General features: G+C 41.4%; 19 protein-coding genes, 1 tRNA gene and 1 pseudogene. 6 read left to right on the top strand and 15 right to left on the bottom strand.

Going from position 1 to position 23,744, the window contains the following annotated elements; genetic code table 11:
* Positions 1-4: 4 nt before the first annotated feature.
* The 3 genes and pseudogenes from P1X15_RS20800 to P1X15_RS20790 all read right to left on the bottom strand — a co-directional run.
* A pseudogene (locus P1X15_RS20800) lies at positions 5-406 on the bottom strand (DNA N-6-adenine-methyltransferase); the annotation flags it as partial.
* Between the two features lie 221 nt (positions 407-627).
* Positions 628-2,790, bottom strand: a complete 2,163-nt coding sequence (locus P1X15_RS20795) for a DUF5916 domain-containing protein (protein ID WP_277340060.1) — start codon at positions 2,788-2,790, stop codon at positions 628-630.
* 86 nt (positions 2,791-2,876) lie between these two features.
* Positions 2,877-3,731: a fumarylacetoacetate hydrolase family protein gene (locus P1X15_RS20790; protein WP_277340059.1), complete on the bottom strand. Its 855-nt coding sequence runs from the start codon at positions 3,729-3,731 to the stop codon at positions 2,877-2,879.
* A gap of 284 nt (positions 3,732-4,015) precedes the next feature.
* On the opposite strand from P1X15_RS20790, the gene P1X15_RS20785 reads away from it, so the two are divergent.
* From P1X15_RS20785 to P1X15_RS20770, 4 genes are all read left to right on the top strand, one after another.
* Positions 4,016-4,091 (top strand) — tRNA-Lys (locus P1X15_RS20785).
* A gap of 173 nt (positions 4,092-4,264) precedes the next feature.
* Positions 4,265-4,912 carry a DUF4433 domain-containing protein gene (locus P1X15_RS20780; RefSeq protein WP_310586038.1) on the top strand — a complete coding sequence of 216 codons (648 nt, stop codon included), beginning with the start codon at positions 4,265-4,267 and terminating at the stop codon, positions 4,910-4,912.
* On the top strand, positions 4,909-5,958 hold the full coding sequence (locus P1X15_RS20775; RefSeq protein ID WP_277340058.1) for a macro domain-containing protein: 1,050 nt from the start codon (positions 4,909-4,911) through the stop codon (positions 5,956-5,958). The genes P1X15_RS20780 and P1X15_RS20775 overlap by 4 nt, the downstream gene beginning before the upstream one ends.
* 154 nt (positions 5,959-6,112) lie before the next feature.
* Positions 6,113-6,460: a hypothetical protein gene (locus P1X15_RS20770; protein WP_277340057.1), complete on the top strand. Its 348-nt coding sequence runs from the start codon at positions 6,113-6,115 to the stop codon at positions 6,458-6,460.
* 73 nt (positions 6,461-6,533) lie between these two features.
* On the opposite strand, the gene P1X15_RS20765 is transcribed toward P1X15_RS20770, so the two are convergent.
* The 12 genes from P1X15_RS20765 to P1X15_RS20710 form a co-directional block, all read right to left on the bottom strand.
* Positions 6,534-7,118, bottom strand: a complete 585-nt coding sequence (locus tag P1X15_RS20765; protein WP_277340056.1) for a hypothetical protein — start codon at positions 7,116-7,118, stop codon at positions 6,534-6,536.
* A 187-nt stretch (positions 7,119-7,305) separates the two neighbouring features.
* A complete protein-coding gene (locus P1X15_RS20760; protein ID WP_277340055.1) occupies positions 7,306-7,659 on the bottom strand; it encodes a hypothetical protein in 354 nt (117 codons plus the stop codon).
* A 185-nt stretch (positions 7,660-7,844) separates the two neighbouring features.
* The gene (locus P1X15_RS20755; protein ID WP_277340054.1) at positions 7,845-8,690 is read right to left on the bottom strand and encodes a hypothetical protein; all 846 of its coding nucleotides are present in this window, start codon (positions 8,688-8,690) and stop codon (positions 7,845-7,847) included.
* Positions 8,691-9,050: 360 nt separating this feature from the next.
* Positions 9,051-10,244 carry an FAD/NAD(P)-binding oxidoreductase gene (locus P1X15_RS20750; protein WP_277340053.1) on the bottom strand — a complete coding sequence of 398 codons (1,194 nt, stop codon included), beginning with the start codon at positions 10,242-10,244 and terminating at the stop codon, positions 9,051-9,053.
* 617 nt (positions 10,245-10,861) lie between these two features.
* Complete coding sequence (locus tag P1X15_RS20745) at positions 10,862-12,526, bottom strand: bifunctional UDP-sugar hydrolase/5'-nucleotidase (protein ID WP_277340052.1); 1,665 nt, start codon at positions 12,524-12,526, stop codon at positions 10,862-10,864.
* An 18-nt stretch (positions 12,527-12,544) separates the two neighbouring features.
* Positions 12,545-12,979 (bottom strand): DsrE family protein, encoded by a 435-nt coding sequence (locus tag P1X15_RS20740; protein ID WP_277340051.1) that lies wholly within the window; start codon positions 12,977-12,979, stop codon positions 12,545-12,547.
* A 15-nt stretch (positions 12,980-12,994) separates the two neighbouring features.
* Entirely contained in the window at positions 12,995-14,089 is a 1,095-nt protein-coding gene (locus P1X15_RS20735; protein WP_409049700.1) for a c-type cytochrome, read from the bottom strand.
* A gap of 127 nt (positions 14,090-14,216) precedes the next feature.
* Positions 14,217-14,726: a rhodanese-like domain-containing protein gene (locus tag P1X15_RS20730; protein WP_277340050.1), complete on the bottom strand. Its 510-nt coding sequence runs from the start codon at positions 14,724-14,726 to the stop codon at positions 14,217-14,219.
* The gene (locus P1X15_RS20725; protein WP_277340049.1) at positions 14,723-15,115 is read right to left on the bottom strand and encodes a rhodanese-like domain-containing protein; all 393 of its coding nucleotides are present in this window, start codon (positions 15,113-15,115) and stop codon (positions 14,723-14,725) included. Before P1X15_RS20725 ends, P1X15_RS20730 begins: the two co-directional genes overlap by 4 nt.
* Before the next feature lie 37 nt (positions 15,116-15,152).
* On the bottom strand, positions 15,153-15,752 hold the full coding sequence (locus tag P1X15_RS20720; RefSeq protein WP_277340048.1) for a bifunctional 2-polyprenyl-6-hydroxyphenol methylase/3-demethylubiquinol 3-O-methyltransferase UbiG: 600 nt from the start codon (positions 15,750-15,752) through the stop codon (positions 15,153-15,155).
* A gap of 113 nt (positions 15,753-15,865) precedes the next feature.
* Complete coding sequence (locus tag P1X15_RS20715) at positions 15,866-17,281, bottom strand: rhodanese-like domain-containing protein (RefSeq protein WP_277340047.1); 1,416 nt, start codon at positions 17,279-17,281, stop codon at positions 15,866-15,868.
* A 99-nt stretch (positions 17,282-17,380) separates the two neighbouring features.
* Positions 17,381-18,187: a sulfite exporter TauE/SafE family protein gene (locus tag P1X15_RS20710; protein WP_277340046.1), complete on the bottom strand. Its 807-nt coding sequence runs from the start codon at positions 18,185-18,187 to the stop codon at positions 17,381-17,383.
* 296 nt (positions 18,188-18,483) lie between these two features.
* Here P1X15_RS20710 and P1X15_RS20705 point away from each other — a divergent pair, with 296 nt between their 5' ends.
* Positions 18,484-20,061 carry a response regulator gene (locus tag P1X15_RS20705; protein ID WP_277340045.1) on the top strand — a complete coding sequence of 526 codons (1,578 nt, stop codon included), beginning with the start codon at positions 18,484-18,486 and terminating at the stop codon, positions 20,059-20,061.
* A gap of 27 nt (positions 20,062-20,088) precedes the next feature.
* Positions 20,089-23,700, top strand: coding sequence for a response regulator (locus tag P1X15_RS20700; RefSeq protein WP_277340044.1), 3,612 nt, complete (start codon positions 20,089-20,091; stop codon positions 23,698-23,700).
* The last annotated feature ends 44 nt before the right edge of the window (positions 23,701-23,744 follow it).

Below are 23,744 nucleotides of genomic sequence, written 5' to 3'. Positions count from 1 at the left end.
CGATTTATTTTAACGACAAAAATCTCCCAGCTATTCCGCTATTTTTTAATGCTTGAGCGTTTGTTTGTCCATAAGCCACAAATACGCTAGGTGCTCCAGAAGTTCCCCCTTGTATTCCTGAAACATGATAAAATCGAATCCTTCCTTTGACAAAGAGTAGAGCGTCTGCAGCATTCCAAATGTGGTCAAAAAAACATTTTGTTTCGGTACGAGCAAAAATAAGTGCTATACCGTTTCCATGAAACTTTAGTTTCTCAATCCACAACTCCATTCCTTTGCCATAAGGCGGATTGAGATAAACCCTACCGAACCAATCTTGAGATAAACCATCTTTATCTACCGTAAAATTTTGTTTGGCATGATAAAAAGGGGCATCTAATGGACAGCATGGGTCTAAATCGAAATATCCAAGTTTCTTTACTAATTCTGGTGGTGTAAGTCAATCTACTTTTGTATTAGTGCTACGTTCGAAGGAGGTATTCATAGAAGAATCATATTTGTCGCAAAGATTAGATCAAAAATCTTATATAACAAATATAATGTGATCATTTTCAGGTACTTATGATTTTTGCTTGTACTAACCCTATTGTTTCCCCATCCTATAAGTCCTTCTATACCTACGACTTATTACACATTCCACCAATACGTCAGTTTTAGCACGATAGCACGGTTTTTGACGCGGAGGTTTTCGGGAAGGTAATTGTCGGTATAAACAATAAACAAATCAGAGGCGGGTTGGTAGCGCCACTGTAAACGTGTATTGAGGTTTACGTTGTCGGCTTGATTGTTGTATTGCAAGAAAGTCGTCCAAAAGAGATTGTTGCGGAAAGTAACATCGATACGTGGGCCTACCAGAAGCAACTCAACGGGTTTTTGGAGATAAGGCACTTTGATAATGTTGTAATCGACCGAAAACTTCGTAGCTACGTATGGCTGAAAACGATACCCCAGCGTAGTGCGGAGATTAAGACGCGTACCATTGGCATAAAACCCGCCGTAGCGTGTACTAAACGCATAGGTAAATTTGGTACGCGGACTAGAGGTAAAATCCGTTCCCCACGATTTCCAGTAGTGATTAGAGCCAGCAGGGAGCCGTTCGCGGCCTGTATTGGTAGGGTCGAAGGGGGAGAGGAGCTGCACATAATTGGTGGCAGCCCAAATCATACCAATGGCGCGATTGCGAAAATTGAAATTATAGGCCAAAAATGTCTCGTTGTCGGTCAGATGATTTGATTTGTTCCAAAACAAAGTCGTTTGCAACAGAGGCCCGTGACTGATGAGGGTTTTGGAATTGACAAAAAACAAATAACCTACGTTAGGCATTGCCATTTGGTATCCTCTACGAGCGGCGTTGGGTACGTAGCCCACTTCTGCATTGTAATTTTCACCCACGATTTCGTGGCGCCATTGCCAAAACACATTGGCTTTGTTGAAATTGAGGCTAGTTGCCACCGCAAAATCATTGCCCGTAAGATGTGGACTAAATGATTTTAGCACCGATGCTTTACCCGTCCATACGTTGTTGGCCGAAGCCAAATTGTATTCCATACCGATGTTGCGATTGTACTGCGAAAACGACTTATGAATCTGTTCGTCGTATCCTAACGACTCTTTGTTGACCATAAGTATCCCCACATTTGAGCGGGCAAAAACCTTGCGTTGAAGCGCCACTACCGCGAAGTTTTGGGCAGGTAAGTCACCTTGCTTGCGGGTTTGGGTGTCAAGCACCCCAATGCGCCAATTTTTGTCAAGCTTACCACTCATTCGTACCCCAAAGTCAATTGGTACCCCCAAACCAATACGACGCGAGAAAAAAGGCCGTAAAGACGAAAAACCAAAACTCGCAAACAAATCGGCATTTTCGAGAAAAAATTGGCGACGTTCGGGAAAAAACAATTCAAAGCGGTCGAGGTTGGTTTGTTGGACATCCACTTCTACCTGCGAAAAATCAGGATTGACCGTAAGGTCGAGATTGAGCGAAGAATTGAGGGCTATTTTGGCGTCACCGCCGATATTGGGTCGCCAGTCGGCAGGACTATCGGCAATATGATTTTTAGAAACACTGCTCGACACATACGGAATCAGCGAAATATTGTTGCCCGCAGGAGGGAGAGGCTTGTCCCATACAAGCACTCCCGCATAGCCCAAATTGGCCGATTGAAATTGACGCGGCACGGGTGCCCAAGCCGATTTTTCGTTGATAGTAAGGTCTAAGCGACTAAAGTTAATGCCCCAGCGGGTATTTTCGGGGCGATACCGAATGGTTTTGAACGGAATAGATGCCTCCCACACCCAGCGGTCATCGTAGTTTTTGGTAACACAATGCCACTTATTATCCCAATTAAGATTAATAAAAGTACCGTCGGCTTCTTGCCCATCCCAATAAGCCCCCGCTGCACTTGCCCCAAAAGAGAAGCCATTGGTCAAATCCTCGAAAGTATCGAGCACCACAAAAAAGTTGTCGTTGGCTCCAAAATTAAAATCACGTTTGAGCGACTCTACCACAAACGACCCTTTGACGGGCTTGTAGTTGACGGCTAGGATATAGAGGTGATTTTTGTCGTAAGCCAGTTTTACCTCGGTTTTGGCGCGCGATTGACTCGTATCCATCGGCGTTATCATAAAAAAGTCTTTGGCAGTTTGAGTATGTTGCCAAGCTTCGTCATCCTCAATACCGTCGATTTTGAGGGGAGAGTTCAGTTCTTTGATGTGATATTGGAAAGCTTCGTTTTTCTTTTGGGCAAAAGTTGCCGTAAATACAAACAACAACAGCGGCAAAAAACGGTACATTTTCTGAGTTTTGGGAGAAGGGTGAGAGATAAAGAAGGGCGGTATGTAGATACAACCGCCCCCTTGCATGCAAAAGAATTCGGAGGTTATTGATACGCCACCGCTACTTGACGTTGGGTGCCGAGGTTTTCGATACCAAGTTCCACTACATCGCCAGGATTGAGATAACGAGGGGGTTTGAAGCCCAAGCCCACCCCAAAAGGCGTACCCGTAGAAATGACATCGCCCGGAAGGAGCGTCATAAATTGGCTCAAGTAGCTGACCAAGGTTGGAATTTTGAACACCATATCGTCGGTATTAGAGTCTTGGAGCATTTCATCATTGACTTTGAGCCACAGGCGGAGACTATGGGGGTCGGCGATTTCGTCTTTAGTTGCCAAGAAAGGCCCGAGTGGAGCAAAAGTATCATTACTTTTGCCTTTGACCCACTGACCGCTACGCTCCAACTGAAAAGCACGCTCAGAGTAGTCGTTGTGCAATACATAACCCGCTACGTAGTCCATAGCTTCTGCTTCTTCTACATAGCTCGCTTTTTTTCCGATGACAAAGGCCAATTCCACTTCCCAGTCAGTTTTGACGGAATTGCGCGGAATGATGACATTATCGTAAGGTCCACACAAGGCGGAAGTTGATTTAAAGAAAACGACTGGCTCTTTGGGAACATCCATACCCGACTCGGCGGCGTGTTTGGCGTAGTTGAGTCCGATACACACGATTTTGGAAGGACGCGCAATGCACGAACCTACGCGGACGCTATCCGATACTTCGGGACAACTGTCGGCTTTGACTTGGAGCCATTGTGCTAAGCGATTAAGGCCGTCGGTTGCAAAAAAAGCTTCGTTAAAGTCTTCTCCAAAGGCAGAAACGTCAATTTTACGACCATTGGGAAGAATCACTCCTGGTTTTTCTTGTTCAAAAGTACCAAAGCGAAAAAGTTTCATTGGAATTATAAGGGTGTTTAAACAACTCGCCGAAGCGATGTATCAGTGAATGAATGAGGATTTACAATTTCTATGTCAAAAGAAGTAGTTTAATTTGAAAATCTAACACAAATGTGGTTTGAAATATACAAATAAAAAAAAGTTTAAGTGTTAAGTGCTTGATAATGGGGTGGTTTGAGAAAATGTTGTAATTTTTTTTGGGATAGGGCTTGCGTCGTATTCTGAAACGCACTACTTTTGCACCACAATTAACGGAAACACAGACCGAAAATTGAAAAAAACGGGATTCCGTAGCTCAGTTGGTAGAGCAATACACTTTTAATGTATGGGTCCTGGGTTCGAGTCCCAGCGGGATCACCAAAAGTTCAAAACCCCTCAAAACAGCATGTTTTGAGGGGTTTTTGTTGTAGAATTAGGAATTTCAGCGGAGGAACAATATTCATTTAATAAATTTCTTTATATTACATCTACAACTTTGATTAAAAACTCTTGATTTATGGCTTTGTACATAAGCACTTTAAAATTTTTGTGCGATGCCGAAAGATATTAGTACGGTCTGGGTTTATAGAATGATTCATTACCAAAACTTGGATTATATCCTTCAAAATGGTATTTACTATAGAAATTCTGCCAATTTCGACCCTAATTATGTAAATATTGGAAGTACTGAGATTATAACTCATAGAGACACAGTACAGGTAAAGTGTTATCCAGATACAATAGTAAATGATTATGTCCCATTCTATTTTGGCACAAGGACTCCGATGTTATATAAAATAAAAACTGGTAACGGAGTTCTTAGAAGACCACAAGAGGAAATCATATATCTGGCATGTAATCTTAAAGAACTTATTGAGGCTAGGTTGCAATGGTGCTTCACAGATGGTAACGCTGCAAGAACTATAACTGAATTCTATAATAGCATTGATGACTTTGATAAGCTTGATTGGCATTCAATTCAATCTACAGAATGGACAGACAATAATTCGGATGGGGACCATGATAGAATGAGAAAAAAACACTCCGAATTTCTTGTTAAATACTATGTTCCTGTAGAGCTTATAAAATGGATTATAGTATTAACAAACGAAAGAAAACAATATATAGAAGCTCTTGTGCGACAATATGGATTGAGTATCAGGGTTTATATTGATAACAGTTTTAAATTTTACTACCGATGATAAAATACATAAAAGGTAATTTGTTGCAGGCTAAGACTCACGCCTTAGTGAATACTGTAAACACAGTCGGTGTAATGGGAAAAGGGATTGCTTTACAATTTAAGGAGCAATTCCCGGCGAATTTTAAAGCATATTCATATGCTTGTAAAAATGGGAAGATAGGAATTGGCAAGCTGTTTGTGTTTGAAGAGAATACTTTGGAAGGGAAAAAAATCATTATTAATTTTCCAACAAAAACCGAATGGTATAAAAAGTCTCAATATTCTTATATAGAAGAAGGTCTCAAGGATTTAGTCAGAATAATTGAAGAATATAAGCTTGAAAGCATTGCGCTACCTCCTTTAGGATGTGGAAATGGTGGCCTGGACTGGGGCAAAGTGAAAGCTTTAATTGAAAATTATTTAGCAAATCTTTCAATTGAAATTATTGTTTATGAGCCTAATGACGCCGTTAAAGAAGCTCTTCAAAAGGAAGGACAAAAAAAGGAAATAAACCTTACACCAGCTAGGGCTATGCTATTATATGCTTTGGCTAAATATGAAGAACGAGGTGAAAATCCTAGTGTCTTTGCAGCAAATAAATTAGCTTATTTCATCCAGGAAAGCGGAGAACCTTTAAAATTACAATTTGTAGCCTATACTTTTGGCCCTTATGCACAAGCTGTAGAAAAGGTTTTATATGCTCTAAATGGTAAGTATCTAACTGGACTTGAACAAATGAATGCAAAACCTTTTGAGCCTTTAAATTTAGAATATAGCAAATTTAATGAAGTTGAAGACTTTGTAAAACAAAAACTAACAACTGCTCAGAAAGAAAGGCTTAAAAGTGTTTTAAGTATAATTGAAGGATTCGAGTCAACTTTATCTTTAGAAATACTTTCTTCTATTCATTTTCTTCTTAAGCAGGACAAAACTTTGACTCAAACTGATTTGCTTGAGAAAATTCATTCTTGGAATGATAGAAAACGAGATATTATTAAGGAAAAATATATTAATCTGGCATTTGATCATCTGCAGAATTATGCAAAGAAACTAAGTTTTACTTAGAGCAACAAAAACCCCTCAAAACACGCTGTTTTGAGGGGTTTTGTTTTTAATTCTTCACCAAAATTAATTGTAGAATGAAAAAATGCTGTAGAATGCCATATAACTGCCTTTATTTGATTTTATATTTAACGCTGTATTTCACAGGCAATAGATTATGAAAGCCAAGAATCTTTGGATTGCTGTAGTACTGCTTTTTGTAGTGGAAATTATACTTGAATTTAATGCCCGATACTTTGCCAACTCAGACGAGCTAGTAATTTCTATAATTGATTGGATATCAGGTCTTTTTGCATTCTTTGTATTTGGCCTTCCTTTAGGTCTATTAATGGCTCTTGTTCCATATAAGGGAATTTCGTTTATAGAAAAGTTTAAGAAAACCCTGCCTATCTCAATTGCTTTATTAATGATAGTTATGATTTGCTTCACAGGATATAGGATTTATTTGAAAAAGATGAAAGGAATTGAGTTAAGACCTGTGACTCAATCACAAATCTACTATTGAAATACTACCGTTTCCTTCCTGAACACATTAATAACTAACTAATCACAAACCCATATTTTATACAAACCTCGTATTATTGCGTAATCAGTTTGCTATTGAACTTACCTCTTTTGAAATGAAGTGTTTCGCCCTTTGAGTTTGTTAAGGTTATATTAAATCGGCCTTGTATCTTCCCCGTTGCCCGATTAAGTTTAGTTACTTTTATCCAACCTTTATCGCCTTCTGAGAACTGGTAATATGCTTTAGAACTTCCCGTTTGGGTATTCATTATATGCAAAGAAGCTTTACCTCCTACCGCAAATGAATCCGACGATTTGGCGGTTTTATAGGGTAGGCAGGTGTCGGGTAATGCTAAGTTATGAATGCCTTTTTTCAAAGGTATGTGATAAAAGCCTAGAAGCTGAGTGGGCGTACAGGGACTCACACAGCCTGTGATATTCAAAGTACTGTTACGACTTTGTTTAGAAAACGGAAGGTCTGTTCGAATTATTAGGCTAAATCGCTCGATTGAACAAGTTTCATTTTCTTTGGTATGAATTTCCGTAGCTTCTCCAGAACCAAACCAACGAGATTTATTTAGCGACGCAGTCAGCGTATAAGGTCTTGAACAAGACGTACTAATCAACAATACGATAGATATCCATTTTATTCCACGCATATAAATACGGTTTTAGCCTGTTTGTAATCTTTTATACATTGGCTAAATGTATGAAAGATTAGGTTAAATACATATTTTATACGACTCTCAAACCGTAAGAGAATTTGCCAATATAGGTGAAATACTTACATGAGTACGAAAAGCTGAGATCATCAGCCTTCCAACACAATCTTGATGTAGCGGGCTATTACCTCTTTTGGATATTTGTAAGCCGAATCTTTCCTCCTGAATAGGGGAGTTCTAACTCAGGGTTTGGGCCAAAACAATGCTTTTTAAGGTCGCCCGAAATGGTGTAGTTCCATGTATTTTCATCTTTACTAATTTCCCAAGTGGTATCTACCTCACACGGATAGACCAGAATGAATCCAGAATTTATATCAGGAACCACAAACACACCTTCACCCGTGTATCGGGCTTGTACATTTTCCAGAATACGGCGTGTTGAGCCATTGCAGCCACAATCTTGATTGTCTTTTGAGCAGGATGAGGCAAAAGAGAATACCAAAATGCAGTAGAATAGAGTCTTGAGCATGAAACGCATACAAATCGCTGATTGGATACTATAGCAAAGACGTTCGCAAAAAGAAAATAGTTGTACTACTCACCCCAAAAAGCTCTCTTCTTCTTCATGAATGTCTCGTGATTTTCTTCTCCTTTTCTGTTTGGCTTCAAGTCAGCTACAAACCTTGGGCCTCTCTGAGGTATAGATAAGAATGCTTAAGAAGATTAATGTTTGTCTTCTTGATGTATTCGATTGAGAGTATAGCTAAAATCAGCATTTCCAGTCAGTAAATGCCCACGATTATCGACAAAAAACAAGATATTTTCACTTCCTTTTTGTAAGTCCAGTGGACGACTCCAGCGGTCAAAATAAAGCCTGAAAAGCGAGTGCCCGCTTGGGGTGGTTATTATTTCCCATTTCCCTTTTGCCATATTGTTTTTCCGGTAACCCATGCCGGCCATAAGGAAGTAAGAGGGCTGATGCGTAGCAGAATCGGTATGAAAATGAAGATACCACTTCATTTTTATGCATGCCTCGTTTTTATTTAACCCTAAATAAGCTGATAGTTCTTGACAGGGAGTTCTTCCTTCAAAAATCAGTGAAGTGGAGGCGGTGCTAAGTTCAAAATGAGTGTTGAATTCATCAGTTTCCGTAGGGTGAGCGTTGTTTAAAGCATAGCTATATCCACCATTTCCGCTAAGTATACGACGTTGGTCATCAACAAAATGTAGGATATTTGTGTTTATTTCTAGCAGCGAAAGATGCTTATCGTTGTTGTCTAAATCATAAAAATGATTGGATAAGGTAAATGCCCCTTCAAAAGCGACACGTTTTTCATCTAAAAAGCCTGAGGTATTGGGCTTGGATATACCATACTCGCACTGGAGTTTGTACTTGCCCGAATCAACCTCCAGTTTCCAACGAACGAAATCAATCGAATCGGTTGACGAAATCCCTAAAAAATCTCTTATAATGCTATGGGCTGGAGTACTACCTACATAAGTTCGCATCTTTGCCTCTACTGTAAAGCAGACCAATGCTGAAAATAGAAAAATGAAAAAAGCTCTCATGTTTTTTTATTTTAAATGAAATTTTCAGTTAAGATCTAAACTGTGTTGGTACTATTGTCATAAATTACGTCACAGGGCGTTTTTTCTTGACCAAACACTTGTATGGTAAAATAATGAATCAACTCTTTATAATGGTTTTATCAAAAAAAACATGTGGTTTGCTTTAATGAGGCTCTAGAAGTTAACTAACACAGAATTTATAATGATGGCAAAGTGAGATATGAATAAATTGTATTGATTATGAGGTGTTTTCTTATCACAAACTTCTTAAATTAGGCAAGTTTTGAAGAAAAATAGAAAACCCGTTACAAAAAGATTTTCGGCTTTTTTAACGGGTTTTTGGCTGAAAAATAAGGGAAATTAAGCTTTGCCTTTGAGTATCATATTCCAGTACATGCGTGGGAGTACTTCTTTTTTGAGCATATACATACTCCAGCGTTCTTTACTTTGATCAAAAGGGAAGGTTTCTTGAGGTTGATTGTTGTAGTCAAATTCGGCCAAGACGAGTTTGCCATAGCCTGTCACCAAAGGGCATGAGGTGTAACCATTGTAGGAAGCATTGAGTGGATGATGAGCAATCATAGAAAGGAGATTTTCCACTACTACCGGCGCTTGTTTACGAATCGCGGCACCTGTCTTGGAAGTGGGTAGTCCTGAAGCGTCGCCGAGCGAAAATATATTGGGGTATTTGGGATGTTGTAAAGTGTTTTTATCAACGTCTACCCACCCTCCGGCATTGGCCAAAGGACTATTACGGATAAAATCGGGTGCTGATTGGGGAGGAGTGACGTGTATCATGTCAAAGTCCACCCAAGTTTCTACGTCTTTGTTGTGGTCGCCAAAGCCTACAAAACGAGCGCGTTTGTTAGGGCCATCTATTTCTTCTAAGCGTTGAAAAAAATGAAGCTGAATATTGGCTTTTTCACACACGCCCAGCAGCGTCTTTTCATATTTCGGAACAGCAAAAAGTTTGGTGCCACCACTCCAATACTGAATGTCGATATGGTCCAAAACATTATTTTTACGGAAGTAATCAGCCGCCATGTACATTATCTTATGCGGGGCTCCGCCGCACTTTACGGGTGTATGTGGATTGTGAAATATCGCCTTTCCCTTTTTGAGGTTTTTGATGCATTCAAAAGTGTAAGGGGCATGTTGAAAACTGTAATTGCTGCATACATTATTTTTACCGAGGGTCTCGGTAAGGCCTTTTACTGCCGACCAGTTGAGTTGAATACCCGGACAAACTACCAAATAATCGTAGGTATAGGTACCGCCCGTGGTATGAACAGCGTTGTTGTGGGGTTCAAAACTTTGGGCTGTTACTTGGAGCCATTTTACGCCTTGTGGCATCACCGATGCTTCATTACGCACGGTCTTGTTGATGTCGAATATTCCACTTCCCACGAGCGTCCAAGCAGGTTGGTAGTAGTGTTTATCGGCAGGGTCAATGATTGCAATGTCAAGCTTGTGATTTTTGAGAAGGAGCTGAGCAGCGAGAGATATTCCAGCATTGCCGCCACCTATGATAAGGATTTGATGATGATTGCCCATCGAATTAAGGAGTTTAAGTTGTATTTTTCCTCTAAAAAATATAAAAACTCCTTTTTGGTCAGTGATAAAAGTTACACAAGGATTGAAACGTTTTTAGGCGGCAAAATAAATTCGATTTTGATCTAATTTAGCCCATTCTAGCCTGTTTTGGACATTGTACATGAGTTCATCATTAAGGTTGGCTTCTTTGAAAAAATGACTAATCTGCAAGCGATGCGGATGCCTGAAAGTGAACGAGGAAAAGACTGAGTAGTTGCCACGAGAAACGTTCGTTGAAGCGGGTGCAGTGGCTCAATGTACTAGGAAGGGTATTTTGAGGGTAGTTTATCTAGCGGTAAGGATGATTTTGGGGCCAATTCGGTAATGTATCTGAACTCTATTGAATCCATTGAAGGCGCTGGCTATTATCAAAAAAATGCCGCGTGTCGAGTTTGTTATGTTATTTTGCTAATAGGCTGATTTTAAAGATGTTGTAATGCTTTGGCCAGTACAATTGTTGGAGTGAAGTTTGCTTGTTTTGACTTAGCGCATTGGAATAAGAAAGCAGAAGGACACTTCCAAAAATCGTAAAATATCTGCAAAGGCGGACCACTACTTTCTTATGGTTGAAGGATAGATTATGTAAATTGATAATTGACGCCATGTACTTGGCTCAGTAGCGTTTGGGGAGCATCGAGGATTTTGGCATCTTGACGCAAGATAGGCGTTACGGGCGAAAACTCTTTCAAATATTCCTTCATCATACTATGAAGGGTAAATGAGGTATTTTGGGCATTTTTGACACCTTTCATACGGCATAACATATCTTCTGGGTCACCATCGCGCTCGCAAGCACAGAGGGTATATGATTTGTTGGGGTCGAGAGGCTGTCCAGCGATGATTACTTTCTGGACGCGATGCCCCATTCTTTCAAAGGCTTTAAACTCTACTTGCATTCCTTTAAAACGAATCAGCCAGCCTCCGAAGCGTTTGGAGGCATCTTGAGCAAATACATTTTGGAGTTCTTTTTCAAGCCACTCTACCAACTGCGCCCCTGTAGCAGTGCCTGTACGGATTGTGGCATCTACCGGAAGCATATCAAACAGATACCCTTCTGTAATAGGTACTTTACCGCTTTGGTCGGCAGTACGAGGGGGGCAAAAACGAAAGCCATTGGAGAGCACCACATCGGCTTGTACTTTCCACTTGAGAGCATCTACGATGAGGGTATCAATGGTATTTTCAACTACAAAATTTCGATAAAGTGGAAGTGTACTATAGCCAATCACTTTGTCGATTTCGTTTTTGTAAGGTTTTTCGATTTGGCGAATTAGCGCTTCTACTTCTTTGTTAGCGGGGTATTTTTGAGGATTTACTTCAATGAGTTGGTATTTTTCATGCGCAATTTTACCATTCTCTATTTTCAAATCCAAACGTCCAATAAAAGACCCAAAGGCGCCGGGTTCAACTATTTTGGTGTATTCGGCTTGAAGGGGTGTTCGGACGCGCTCGTGGGTATCAGCCCCAAATATATAATCTACTCCTTTGCAAGCAGGATGATTGCCAAGGGCGATTTGTTGAGAAAGTCCCAGATGCGATAAAATAATCACGAAATCACACTTCTCTTGCTCTCTTAGTAAGGCTACGTATTCTTTTAGATTTTCTTCGGGTTTGGCATAGATGATGCCTTTGCTGTAATAAGGAGATTGACGTAGAGGAACCAAAGGGTCTGTATAGCCCAAAAAACCAATTTTAATACCTAAGCGATTGATGATTTGATAAGGTTGGAAGATAAATCCACCTCGTTTGCCATCGCCCAAGTCGTGATACATATTGGTACATACCTTGGGTGCGAGGAGGCTTCCCATGAGGTGTTGCATATTTTGTTTATAATACACCACCTCCCAGTTGCCAGGCAAATAGAGATCGTAGCCCAGGGCATTGAGAAGAGGTACAAAGGCTTGCCCTTGGGTTTTGACCGATAGCATACTTCCCTGAAACATATCGCCGGTATCTACCGTAATGGTATTGGCGGGGTTTTCGCGGCGCATACTCTCTAAAGCCGTGGCGAGATGGGCGTAGCCTCCTGCTTTGCGAAAAGTAAGTTTCTCATTTTCCCAAAAAAGCTCATCGTGTGCATGAATTTGGCAGTGAACATCGGTAGTTTGTAAAAAAGTAATTGTGCCACTTTGGGGCGCTAAAGGGCTGGATGAAAATGGCACATTGCTCGCCTGTGATGTCGTACTAGTAGCGGCTGCAGTAGCTAGCAGTCCCGACTGGATAAAATCTCTTCTTGTAGGCATAAGGGCAAGGGTTGGGGGTTAGAATCCGGCTTTGATGTAGGCCCAGCCATCTTCTTGTTTAAGGACGAGTTCGGCAATTCCGACAGGTACAAAGCGAGCTTGTGGTAAAATCTGATTTTTGGAAAGTTTCTGTTGCTTGAGGGTATTTTCACAAACGGCAAACTCCACTCCCTTGTCTTTTAGAGATTGTATTTCGGGTTGGAAAGTGCTTTGGTCTTTACGCATAAAACTCACCCCTTTATTGTGAACCACTACTTCGATTTGGGCGGTAGGCCAATAGTTCAAAACATTAGAAATTTGGCGAGTGAGGGCGCGATATACGGACGTATCAGGGCTGGAAAGCTGAAATACAAGGCGGTGGATAGGCTCTTTTTTATTTTTCTTGTTTTGGGCAAAACTGTTACCAATCAAGACAAAAACAAAAAGGAATGAAAGTAATAATTTGATTTTCATGATAAGTAAAGAGGTTTAAAGCTTGGCCAATTTAGAATGAGGTACTTTCAGCCCTTTGTGCTGTTCTTTCCACGCTTTGATAGGTTGATAAGGACCATATTTATGTTGTTTTTCGGAAAATGAATCAGCATAAGGGCCAAAGGGATGATCAAAAGGCTTTCCTGCCAAATTAGGCCAATCTTTACTGAGATCTTTGGTCGGGCGCGGCATAGAATTGACAAAAGCAGCTACGTCCCAGGCTTCTTCATCGGAGAGTTGAGGGTTTTGATAAGTAGCACCCAAAGGCATATTGTATTTTACATAACCTGCAAAATTGGAGATACGGTAAAGTCCAGCGCCAGTGTTGTAGCTGTTTTTGCCCCACAAAGGTGGAAATGAGTAGCTCTTGCCGTCGGCAGCTAATACTCCTTCCCCTTGCGCTTGGTGACAACTTTGGCATTTTTGCTCATATACTATTTTGCCTTTATCGGGGTCGGCGGCGCGGCTGAGGAGTTTTAACTTGAAGATACCCGAGCCTTTGGGCGAGGTTTTGGAGGCGACTCCCGTACCCAGCCATTCGATATAGGTGATGATCGCTTGCATTTCGCGCGAGGTGGAATCTAGTGCTTTTCCGTTGAGACTTCTTTCAAAGCAGTCGTTTACTCGTTTGATTTTATTCTCAATGCCACCCGAGCGTTCTCTAAACTTTGGGTAAGTACTTTCAACGGCAAAATAATTGTTGCCCCAAGGCTGCGTGCCTGCATTAAGGTGGCAGTTTTGGCAATTCATGCCGTTTGATAAGTGCCGCACACTACCTTTGGGACCCAAGTAAGTAGCGGTATGGGCGATGAGCTCTTTGCCATATTTGACTAGCTGTTGTTTTTCTGGACTCAGCTGAGACATTCGCCAATCGGCCGGGGCTAGCCATACACCTGTAAAATTTGAATCGGGCTTGGTATAGGTTTTTTGGACTAAGACAGGCTCTTCAGTAGGCAGAGTAGGGGTGTCGAAAAAAAGAATAGAAACCAATAAAAAAAAGATGGCGACAGCTCCTAGAAGAAGCCCGATGAGTATTCGCAGGGCCGTGAAAAGTTTTTTTTGGGTCGAGTCGTTAGGTTCTTGCTGAATCATATCGTTGATGAAAACGAATGGGTGGTGGTGATGTAGCAACAAAGGTAAATCCCGGAAATAGTCGAGATTGTGATAATTGTTACACAAGTGTGGAAAAATTGTACAAATCAAAGATTTGTGTAAAGGCTTATTGATAGATTTTGTTGCCTTTGGTAAGCCATACGCCCCATGTTTTGTTGTAGGCATGAACATCGTCGGTTTTGCCTTTTTCATTGACTACTTCGCCACCTTGATTTTTCCATTCAAAAATCCCTCCATAGAGATTTTTGACGTTTGTAAATCCTTGTTTGATAAGCTTTTCGGTTACTTTTTCGCTTCGGTAGCCTACGGAGCAGTACACTACTATCGGCTGATTTTTGGGTGCATGAGTCAGAGGAGATAAATCTAGCTGATCATAGCCTACCCAAACTGCATTGGGAAGATGGCTGACTTCATATTCGCGTTTTTCGCGGGCATCTACCCATACGATTTTTTCTTTGGTATGAGCTAATTGCTGCACATCTACCTCCGGAACAGAGTGCGACAACAACGTGCGCAGAAGAAGATTGTAGGGGCCACTACTTACTTTGGGAGATTGGGCGGAAGCTTTACCAAATAGCATGATACAGAATGAAAAAATCAAGATGAAAGATTTCATTTTTTGAGAGAAGTAATGGGATACCCTGCTCTTTGCCAAGCATTGATACCCCCGTCGAGATTATAGATTTTTTTGAATCCTTTTTTTTGCATCAACTGAGCAGCCGAACCACTGCGACCTCCTATGGCACAATATACAAAGATAGGCTTTGATTTGTCTAATTGCTCGAGTTGATGCTCAAAATGAGGGTTATTATAATCAATTTGGAGAGCTCCCGCAATCACTCCTTGTGCGACTTCGCTATTTGTACGAACATCAAGAATGATTTTGTTAGGGGTTTTGGTCATTGTTTCCTTAAATGCTTTGGCATTTAGGTTTTGAGTGGTTTGTGCATGAGAACAAGCCCAGCTGCCCACAGTAAATAAAACTAAAATAAGAAGATTTTTCATGACATAAATGGAGAATCTGTGTGAATCGACAGCTTAATTAATCGGTTTTGGTAGCTATCATGCGGACTACATGAGCTTTGCCTTGATGATAGGGACCTTCGTCGAGTTCGATGATGCGGTCTTCGAGCATCAAAATGTTGAGGTCTTTAAATTCCATTTCCAAATCTTCAAGAGTCAACAGCATCTCTTTTTCTTTGGGGCCACCTGATGAATAGTATAGCTGATTGGGATGAAAAGCCTCCAACCATACATAGCCCGATTTTTTGAGCATGGTCGGAAGTTTTTGATGAAATGTTTTTCTAAGAGTCGGCGGAAAATGGGCAAAAAACAATCCTATTGCATCATAAGCGACTCCATTAGGTTCAAACTTGGCTATGTCTTGAACTGTATAATTGAGCGTGACGTCGTAACGTTCGGCCAATTGAAAAGTTTTTAGCATGGCTTGCATACTAAAATCAAAGGCCGTTACATCCCAACCTTTACGAGCAGCGTATACTGCATTGCGGCCTTCTCCTTCAGCGGGTAAGAGGAGTTTGCCGGGCGGGATTTTATCAATTTGCTCTTGGAAAAATTCGTTGGGGCGTGTTCCGTACGCAAAAGCAGGCGCTTTATAGCGGCTTTCCCAAAATTCTTTCATGAAGAGTGGGGGATTTAAAAAGGTGGTTGAAATTTTGAATGAGAGGTATTGGATTAAAATACGAAACTCCCCAAATAAAATAAACTGGGGAGTTTCGTATCTAATCATCTTAATTAACAAGCTGCTTCTTCTACCATTTCTGTCACGAGTGGGTTGCCTTTGTTGACCCATTCGTTGATACCAGCCGAATAATTCTTGATGTTGTTGAAGCCATTTTTCCGAAGCAAAGAATAGCCAATTGCCGCACGATCTCCACCTTGACAATGAATCACGAGCTGTTTGTGGCGGTTTATTTTGTCGAGGTTGGCGGGGAGGGTTCCTACAAATACGTTGTCGGCACCCTCTATGTGTCCGCTGTTATATTCGGAGGCTCCTCTCAAATCTACAATTTGGACATCTTCGCGCCCGATGTAAGTTTTAAATTCGTCTATATCTATCCACTCGTTTTTTTCTAATTCTATGCCTAGTAAATTGACATCCGTAATATACCCCAGCACGTTGTCTAAGCCGATACGCATGAGTTTGCGAGTGAGGTCTTCGATTTGTGAATCACTAGCTATCAGCATAAAAGGCTCTTCATAATCGATAAGCCACCCCATCCAAGTAGCAAAGGCGTTGTTGCCTTGGATGTTGAGGCTATTCGGTACAAAACCTTTTGCAAACTCGGCTTTATTGCGCGTATCAATTAGTTTAATACCTTTAGCCATTGCTTCTTTGACGGCCTCAGGCGTGAGTTTTTGCGGCTGAGGTATTGATGTAAGCAGTGGCCGTTCTACTTTGTTGAGTTTTTTCATCATTGCAAAATACTTGGGAGGCTCAGGTTGGTCGGCCAACAAATATTTTACAAAACCTTCTTGATCTTCGTCATATTGGAAAGCCCAGTTACGTATTTTCTCATAACCTACTGTGGTGCTTGGTACGGCTCCTAGTGCTTTGCCACAAGCGGAGCCAGCACCGTGTCCGGGCCAAACCTGAACGTAATCGGGGAGGTTTGCGAAAAGTGCCAGTGATTGGTACATTTGTAAAGCTCCTTTGTCTTGGGTGCCTTTGAGACCAGCGGCTTTTTCGAGCAAATCAGGCCGCCCAATATCCCCTACAAACACGAAGTCGCCCGTAAACAACATGACAGGCATTGAGGAAGCGGGCTTATCAGTGAGCAAAAAACTAATACTTTCGGGGGTATGTCCGGGGGTATGAAGTACTTCAAGCGTTAGGTTTCCGACTTTGATGATACTCCCGTGTTTAAGCCCAATGTGCTCAAACTCGTATCTCCAATCTTCTCCACCTTCGTCAGAAAGGTACATTTGGGCACCAGTAAGGACCGCCAATTCCCTCGAACCTGACAAAAAATCGGCGTGAATGTGCGTTTCGGTGATATGGGTGATTCTTAGCCCGTTTTGTTTTGCTATTTCAAGGTAAGTATCTACATCTCTTTTGGGGTCAATTACGATGGCTTCTCCCGTTTTTTGGCAGCCTACCAAATAGCTAGCTTGGGCCAAAGTTTTGTCATATATGTGTTGAAAGAACATGGTTGTTTGGATGTTTGGTTGGTAATTTGATGAAACAAAGCTAGGTACTAGCTGTCTCCTAGTCTGTAACATTTATTACAGAGAAGAGATTTTATGTGGTTATTTAAAGAAAATTTCTTTGGTGATGATATACACTCCCATCAGAAGCACAAACCAGCCAAAAGATTTTTTGAGCTTATCGCCCGCGATAAATTTAGATAGGTAACTTCCTACAAAAATCCCTAGTACTGACAATGCCGTAAACTCCATCAAAAATGACCAATCCACGGCAACATTGGAAAGATCACCGATAAATCCGATGAGTGATTTGGCCGCAATGATGAGTAGCGATGTTCCCACTGCCATTTTCATGGGGAGATGAGCCAAGAGTACTAAAGCAGGAATAATCAAAAATCCCCCCCCTGCTCCTACGATACCTGTGAGTACACCTACCACCGCTCCTTCAAGCGCAATCATGGGATAATTGAATTTGACCTCTCCTGTATCTTCGTTATTATTGGTTTTTTTGTCTTTAATCATCGAATAAGAAGCCGCTAACATCACAAGCGCAAAAAATATCATAATGCCGATGTTTTTGGTGATCTCGAAACTTCCTATGCTAAACAACGAATCTGGAATGGCAGGTACAAGATATTTGCGCGTTAGAAATACGGTAGTGAAGGAAGGTAGCGCAAACACCAGCGCAGCTTTATAATTGACGAGTCCTTTCCGCATAAAATTGAAAGAACCTACCAAGGAAGTAGTACCCACTACAAAAAGGGAATAGGCGGTGGATAAGACAGGGTTGATACCTAAAAGATAAACGAGTACAGGCAAGGTGAGAATACTGCCTCCTCCGCCAATTAGCCCTAAACTGACACCGATAAGAATGGATGCCGAAAAGCCGAAAATTTCGATAGAACTCATACTTGCGAGTGTTATTTTAAATGTTGTTGTTGAATGACACTGCAAAAGTAGATTCAGTCTAAAAGCCAGTCCGTGATAATTGTTACATAGAAGAAAGGTTTATAAAAAAGCCTCAATGTTTTGATTGAGAAGGCTAGTTGCCGTCAAAATTTGGAAGGTCTACCTGAGAAATGTATCTTTACAGGATATACCAATATTTACATAATGTAGTTTTGTTCTTCTATTTATACTTCGTATTAAGTCAGTGCAAAAAAGTATGAAAGAGGTACGCTTTATATAAAAACTCATCATTTCGCATGATTCTGATTGTTGATGACAGACCCGAAAATATACTACCACTAAAGAAAATACTTGAATTACATAGTTTTGAAACCGATACGGCTGAGTCGGGAGAGGAAGCTTTGAAAAAAGTTTTGAATCACAATTATTCAGTCATTATTTTGGATGTACAAATGCCTGACATGGATGGTTTTGAAGTGGCCAATGCCATCGCGGGTTTTAGCAAAGCAAAAGATACGTCTATCATATTTTTGTCGGCTGTTAATACCGACAAAAAATTCATCACCAAGGGATATACCTCGGGTGGGGTCGATTATCTAACCAAGCCTGTTGACCCCGATATATTGTTGTTGAAAGTCAAAAACTTTAATAAGCTTTACGAACAACAACAAGAGCTGCGGGCCATTCAAAAGTCGCTCCAAAAAGAAGTTGAAGTACGAAAACAAGCGCAAGAGGAATTGGTAAAAAGCATGGAAGAGTTGCGTTTGGTGCTCTCATCGCTTCCCCAAATGGCATTTACGGTAGCTACCGATGGTCGTTTGGAGTATGTAAATGAGCATTGGTTTTTGTATTCACGAGACCCCAATGCTTTTCCCGAATTGCACCCCGATGACCGAACTTGTGAAGAGTGGGGCAAATACTTTGCGAAAGGGGTTGCTTTCTCTTGCGAAACCCGCTTACGATTACTTGACACAGGAGAGTATCGTTATCATTTGTTGAGGATTTTACCTATCAAACAGCAAGATACGATTGTGAGATGGGTAGGAACTTTTACGGACATCCACCCCCAAAAAATCGCAGCAGAGCTACTGGAAGAAGAAGTGCTTTTGAGGACTAAAGAATTGAGAGATAAGAACTTAGAGTTGGAACGAACCAACCACGAGTTGCAGCAGTTTGCTTGGGTAGTATCGCATGACTTGAAAGAGCCTTTAAGAAAAATTCAAATTTTCAATGGCATCATCAAAGAGCGGTTCTTGAAAGAAAATACCGAAGCAGTCTCTTATCTGGAGCGTTCGATAAAAGCCTCTGACCGTATGTCGAGGCTTATCAATGATGTATTGGAATACTCCCAATTGTCGGCAGAGGCTCTCTTTCAACCTACTAATCTCAACTCCTTGTTAGAAGAGCTTTTGCTGGATTTTGATGACCTTATTCATAAGAAAAAAGCGGTGGTAGAAATCGGGAATTTGCCAATGATTGAGGGAATTCCGGCCCGTTTACGACAAGTTTTTCAAAACCTTATCAGTAATGCACTCAAATTTGCCAAAGAAGGAGTACCGCCCGTGGTTGAAATTACGGGGGAACTAGTGGCTCATAAAGACATTGAAAGTAAACTTACTCCTAATGGCGCGTATTGTCGTATAGTGGTTAAAGACAATGGTATCGGCTTTAACGAAAAATTTTTGGATCGCATCTTTGTCATTTTTCAACGCCTCAATGACCAAAATAGCTATGAAGGAACAGGCATTGGATTGGCGATAGCCAAAAAAAATATTGAAAAACACAACGGTATTATTTCTGCCCAAAGCCGAGAAAATGAAGGTGCGCGTTTTATTATCGTTTTGCCCGTAACCCAAAATGATTTGGTGAATTAGTAAAATAATCTTTACAAACAAACATTTATGCCGCTCCGCACTGTTTCAAATACGGTCATTCGACAGCTTCAGATTGTCTTTTCGGCCTCCATACTTTTATTGTTGGTTAGTCTTTTTGCTTCGTTTTATAGTACGCAGCAGCTGATCGACAACTCTAAGCTCGTCAATCACACCAATGAAGTGCTGATGGAGGCCGAAAATATCATCTCTTATCTCAAAGATGCCGAAACAGGGCAGCGGGGGTATTTGCTTACGCTTAATCCTACTTTTTTGACTCCCTATAATGGTGCCTATGAAAAAGCAACAGAAAGCTATGAGCGGGCTAAAAAACTGACAGTTGATAATCCATTTCAACAAAACAACCTAGAAGAAACCCGCAGACTGTACGAGGCCAAATTTGAGCAGATGCAAAAGATCATTGATATGGTGAGGCGAGGTAATGTTTCTAGGGGAGATACTACCCAACGTCTAGCCGAAATGGCCAAGGGTAAAAAAATCATGGATGATGTGAGACGGGTAGTGAATCGTATCAAAGCCCAGGAAACCCAACGCTTGCAAGAACGTACGGAGCAGCTCCAAATTTATATCCGATACACACCACTGTTGTTGGCAATCGCTGCTATCATCTCTATTTTGATTACGGTCTTTACTTATATTCGTATCAAGCGTGACTTGGATGAGAGAATCGCCCAACAAAAGCTGGCCGAAGAGAAATACATCGAGACCTCAAAGCGAATCAATCGCATGGAGCAGATTACGGCTCATATCGCTGAGGGAGATTATGCAACGCGCAGTACGGATACCAGCGACGACGAACTGGGCCGTATCTCAAAGGCGCTTAACAAAATGGCCGAATCCTTGGAAACTACTTTCACTGATTTGAACCATAAAGGGTGGCTTCAAGCAGGTACTGTAAAGCTGAGTACAGCTATGAGAGGACAGCGAGAACTCAACAAATTGGCCACTAACATCATGTCAACCATAGTTTCTTACCTGCAAACTCCCAATGGAACGCTCTACATCCATGAAGAAGCAGGGAATTTTAGATTGGCGGGTAGTCATGCTGCTCTCAATGCCCCCCAACGAATCACTAGCGGTGAAGGGGTGATAGGGCAAGCTGTTGAGAGTAAACAAACGACTGTTTTGAAGGATTTGCCGTCAAATTACTTTGAAATTGGTTCGTCACTTGGTAATACCGCTCCTTGCTCGGTGCTGATTGTTCCGCTTATGTATGCACATGAGTGCATTGGAATTATTGAATTGGGTTTTTTGCGACATCCTACTGAGCTAGAAATCAATTTTCTGGAAACCAACCAAGAAGCGATGGCGATTGCTATCAATTCGGCTTTAGATTATTTGAAGTTGCAAAATCTCTTGGAAGAGACGCAAGCGCAATCGGAGGAATTACAGGCCCAACACAACGAACTCGAAAATCTCAATACAGAATTAGAAGCGCAAGCTCAAAAACTCCAAGCATCGGAAGAAGAGCTAAGAGTGCAGCAAGAAGAACTTCAGCAAACCAATACCGAGCTAGAAGAAAGAAGTATTTTGTTGGAAGAAAAAAATGAAGAAATTCAGAAAAAAGCCGAAGAGCTTGAGCTTACAACTCGTTATAAGTCAGAGTTTTTGGCCAATATGTCGCATGAGCTTCGTACCCCGCTCAACTCTATTTTGTTGTTGAGTCGCTTGCTATCCGAAAACACCGAACACAACCTTTCGGAAGATCAAGTAGAGTATGCCAAAGTCATTCAATCTTCAGGAAATGGATTACTTGGTTTGATTGATGAAATATTGGATTTGTCCAAAATTGAAGCAGGGCAGATGACCCTAGAGGTATCGGATGTGGCACTAGAGGATATCCGATATGAGCTACAATCACTCTTTGAGCCTATTGCAAAAGATAAAAAACTAGATTTTCAAATCAATGTGGCAGCCGATATGCCGTCAACGATTGAAACGGACAAAATGAGATTGGGGCAAATTCTTAAAAACCTCATTTCTAATGCGCTTAAATTTACCGAAACGGGCTCGGTCAAAGTCAATATCTATCGTCACGCTGAAAACAATGCGTTGTGTTTTGGTGTGAAAGATACGGGCATTGGGATTCCTCCCGAAAAGCAACCCCTTATTTTTGAGGCATTTCAGCAGGCCGACGGCTCCACCAAACGAAAATATGGAGGTACTGGCTTGGGACTTTCAATCAGTAGAGAATTGGCAAAATTGCTGGGGGGCGAAATCTCGCTTTCGAGCCGCGTCAATCAGGGAAGCACCTTTACTTTATGTGTTCCATTGACCTCTGGAATGGGCGTAAGTAGCGGGTCTTCTAAGCCTATCACGCTTACCATTGAGCCTAAACTTCCGACTTTGGTCAGCAAAGAAACTCCCACCGATAGGTATATCAGTGCGTCTATTCCTGAAAATATCCCTGATGATAGAAATACTATTCAGTCAGATGACAAGACAATACTTATCATTGAAGATGATACAAACTTTGCTCGTTCACTTCTCAATTATGCTCGTAGCAAAGGGTATAAGGGAATCGTGGCGGTACGAGGCGATGAAGGTGTCCAATTGGCTACTATTTATAAACCTCTAGGGATACTGTTGGATATCCAACTCCCCGTTATGAGCGGATGGGAAGTGATGGATGCCCTCAAAAACAATCTCCAAACGCGCCATATTCCAGTACATATGATGTCGTCTTTGCATTTGGAAAAAGAAAGTATCCTGAAAGGCGCGATTGATTTTGTAGATAAGCCTGTGGCTTTTGAGCAAATGCAGGAAGTATTTGAAAAAATAGAATACGTGCTCAATCGAGATTCCAAAAAAGTATTGATTGTAGAAGATAATCCCAAACATGCCAAGGCATTGGCCTATTTCCTAGAAACTTTCGACATTAGTTCGGAGCTTCGAAGCAATATTTCGGAAGGGGTCGAAGCCCTCAAACGTAAGGAAGTCGAGTGTGTTATTTTGGATATGGGTATTCCTGATAGTACTGCCTACGATACCCTCGAAGAGGTCAAGAAAAACCCTGGCTTGGAGAGAGTACCTATCATTATTTTTACGGGAAAGAGTTTGTCGATGGCCGAAGAACTCAAAATCAAACGCTATGCCGATTCTATTGTAGTCAAGACCGCGCATTCTTATCAACGTATGCTCGACGAGGTGTCGATTTTCTTGCACCTTGTGGGAGAACAGAAACCATCTGCGGGAACCGCTGTCGAAGAACCAAAAAAGTTAGGCGTTTTGACCGACATCCTGAAAGACAAGACGGTGTTGGTGGCCGACGACGACGTCAGGAATATCTTCTCTTTGTCGAAGGCACTCGAAAACTACAAGATGAACGTAGTCACGGCCTTGGATGGAAAAGAGGCATTGCAGAAGTTGAACGAAAACCCGCGCATTGATGTGGTGCTGCTAGATATGATGATGCCCCAAATCGATGGCTACGAAACTGCCAAAAAAATCAGAGAGAATTATAAGTGGAAGAATTTGCCAGTGATTGCGGTCACGGCCAAGGCCATGACAGGCGACCGCGAAAGGTGTATTCAGGCTGGGGCGTCGGATTATATCACCAAGCCCGTTGATATTGACCAACTCATCTCTTTATTACGAGTGTGGTTGTATGAAAAAAGATAGACTGGTTTTTTATAACTTATGATAGTGTCAGTGTGAAAAGAATA

Source organism: Runella sp. MFBS21 (genome assembly GCF_029433105.1).
Taxonomy (GTDB): Bacteria; Bacteroidota; Bacteroidia; order Cytophagales; family Spirosomataceae; genus Runella.
Note: the sequence above shows the minus strand (reverse complement) of the source record. Positions and strands in the feature narration are given on the sequence as shown.

Bases quoted from the DNA above. Each gene is read 5' to 3' on its own strand.
- P1X15_RS20795 (WP_277340060.1), bottom strand. From the start codon at position 2,790: ATGTACCGTTTTTTGCCGCTGTTGTTGTTTGTATTTACGGCAACTTTT.
- P1X15_RS20790 (WP_277340059.1), bottom strand. From the start codon at position 3,731: ATGAAACTTTTTCGCTTTGGTACTTTTGAACAAGAAAAACCAGGAGTG.
- P1X15_RS20780 (WP_310586038.1), top strand. From the start codon at position 4,265: ATGCCGAAAGATATTAGTACGGTCTGGGTTTATAGAATGATTCATTAC.
- P1X15_RS20775 (WP_277340058.1), top strand. From the start codon at position 4,909: ATGATAAAATACATAAAAGGTAATTTGTTGCAGGCTAAGACTCACGCC.
- P1X15_RS20770 (WP_277340057.1), top strand. From the start codon at position 6,113: ATGAAAGCCAAGAATCTTTGGATTGCTGTAGTACTGCTTTTTGTAGTG.
- P1X15_RS20765 (WP_277340056.1), bottom strand. From the start codon at position 7,118: ATGCGTGGAATAAAATGGATATCTATCGTATTGTTGATTAGTACGTCT.
- P1X15_RS20760 (WP_277340055.1), bottom strand. From the start codon at position 7,659: ATGCGTTTCATGCTCAAGACTCTATTCTACTGCATTTTGGTATTCTCT.
- P1X15_RS20755 (WP_277340054.1), bottom strand. From the start codon at position 8,690: ATGAGAGCTTTTTTCATTTTTCTATTTTCAGCATTGGTCTGCTTTACA.
- P1X15_RS20750 (WP_277340053.1), bottom strand. From the start codon at position 10,244: ATGGGCAATCATCATCAAATCCTTATCATAGGTGGCGGCAATGCTGGA.
- P1X15_RS20745 (WP_277340052.1), bottom strand. From the start codon at position 12,526: ATGCCTACAAGAAGAGATTTTATCCAGTCGGGACTGCTAGCTACTGCA.
- P1X15_RS20740 (WP_277340051.1), bottom strand. From the start codon at position 12,979: ATGAAAATCAAATTATTACTTTCATTCCTTTTTGTTTTTGTCTTGATT.
- P1X15_RS20735 (WP_409049700.1), bottom strand. From the start codon at position 14,089: ATGATTCAGCAAGAACCTAACGACTCGACCCAAAAAAAACTTTTCACG.
- P1X15_RS20730 (WP_277340050.1), bottom strand. From the start codon at position 14,726: ATGAAATCTTTCATCTTGATTTTTTCATTCTGTATCATGCTATTTGGT.
- P1X15_RS20725 (WP_277340049.1), bottom strand. From the start codon at position 15,115: ATGAAAAATCTTCTTATTTTAGTTTTATTTACTGTGGGCAGCTGGGCT.
- P1X15_RS20720 (WP_277340048.1), bottom strand. From the start codon at position 15,752: ATGAAAGAATTTTGGGAAAGCCGCTATAAAGCGCCTGCTTTTGCGTAC.
- P1X15_RS20715 (WP_277340047.1), bottom strand. From the start codon at position 17,281: ATGTTCTTTCAACACATATATGACAAAACTTTGGCCCAAGCTAGCTAT.
- P1X15_RS20710 (WP_277340046.1), bottom strand. From the start codon at position 18,187: ATGAGTTCTATCGAAATTTTCGGCTTTTCGGCATCCATTCTTATCGGT.
- P1X15_RS20705 (WP_277340045.1), top strand. From the start codon at position 18,484: ATGATTCTGATTGTTGATGACAGACCCGAAAATATACTACCACTAAAG.
- P1X15_RS20700 (WP_277340044.1), top strand. From the start codon at position 20,089: ATGCCGCTCCGCACTGTTTCAAATACGGTCATTCGACAGCTTCAGATT.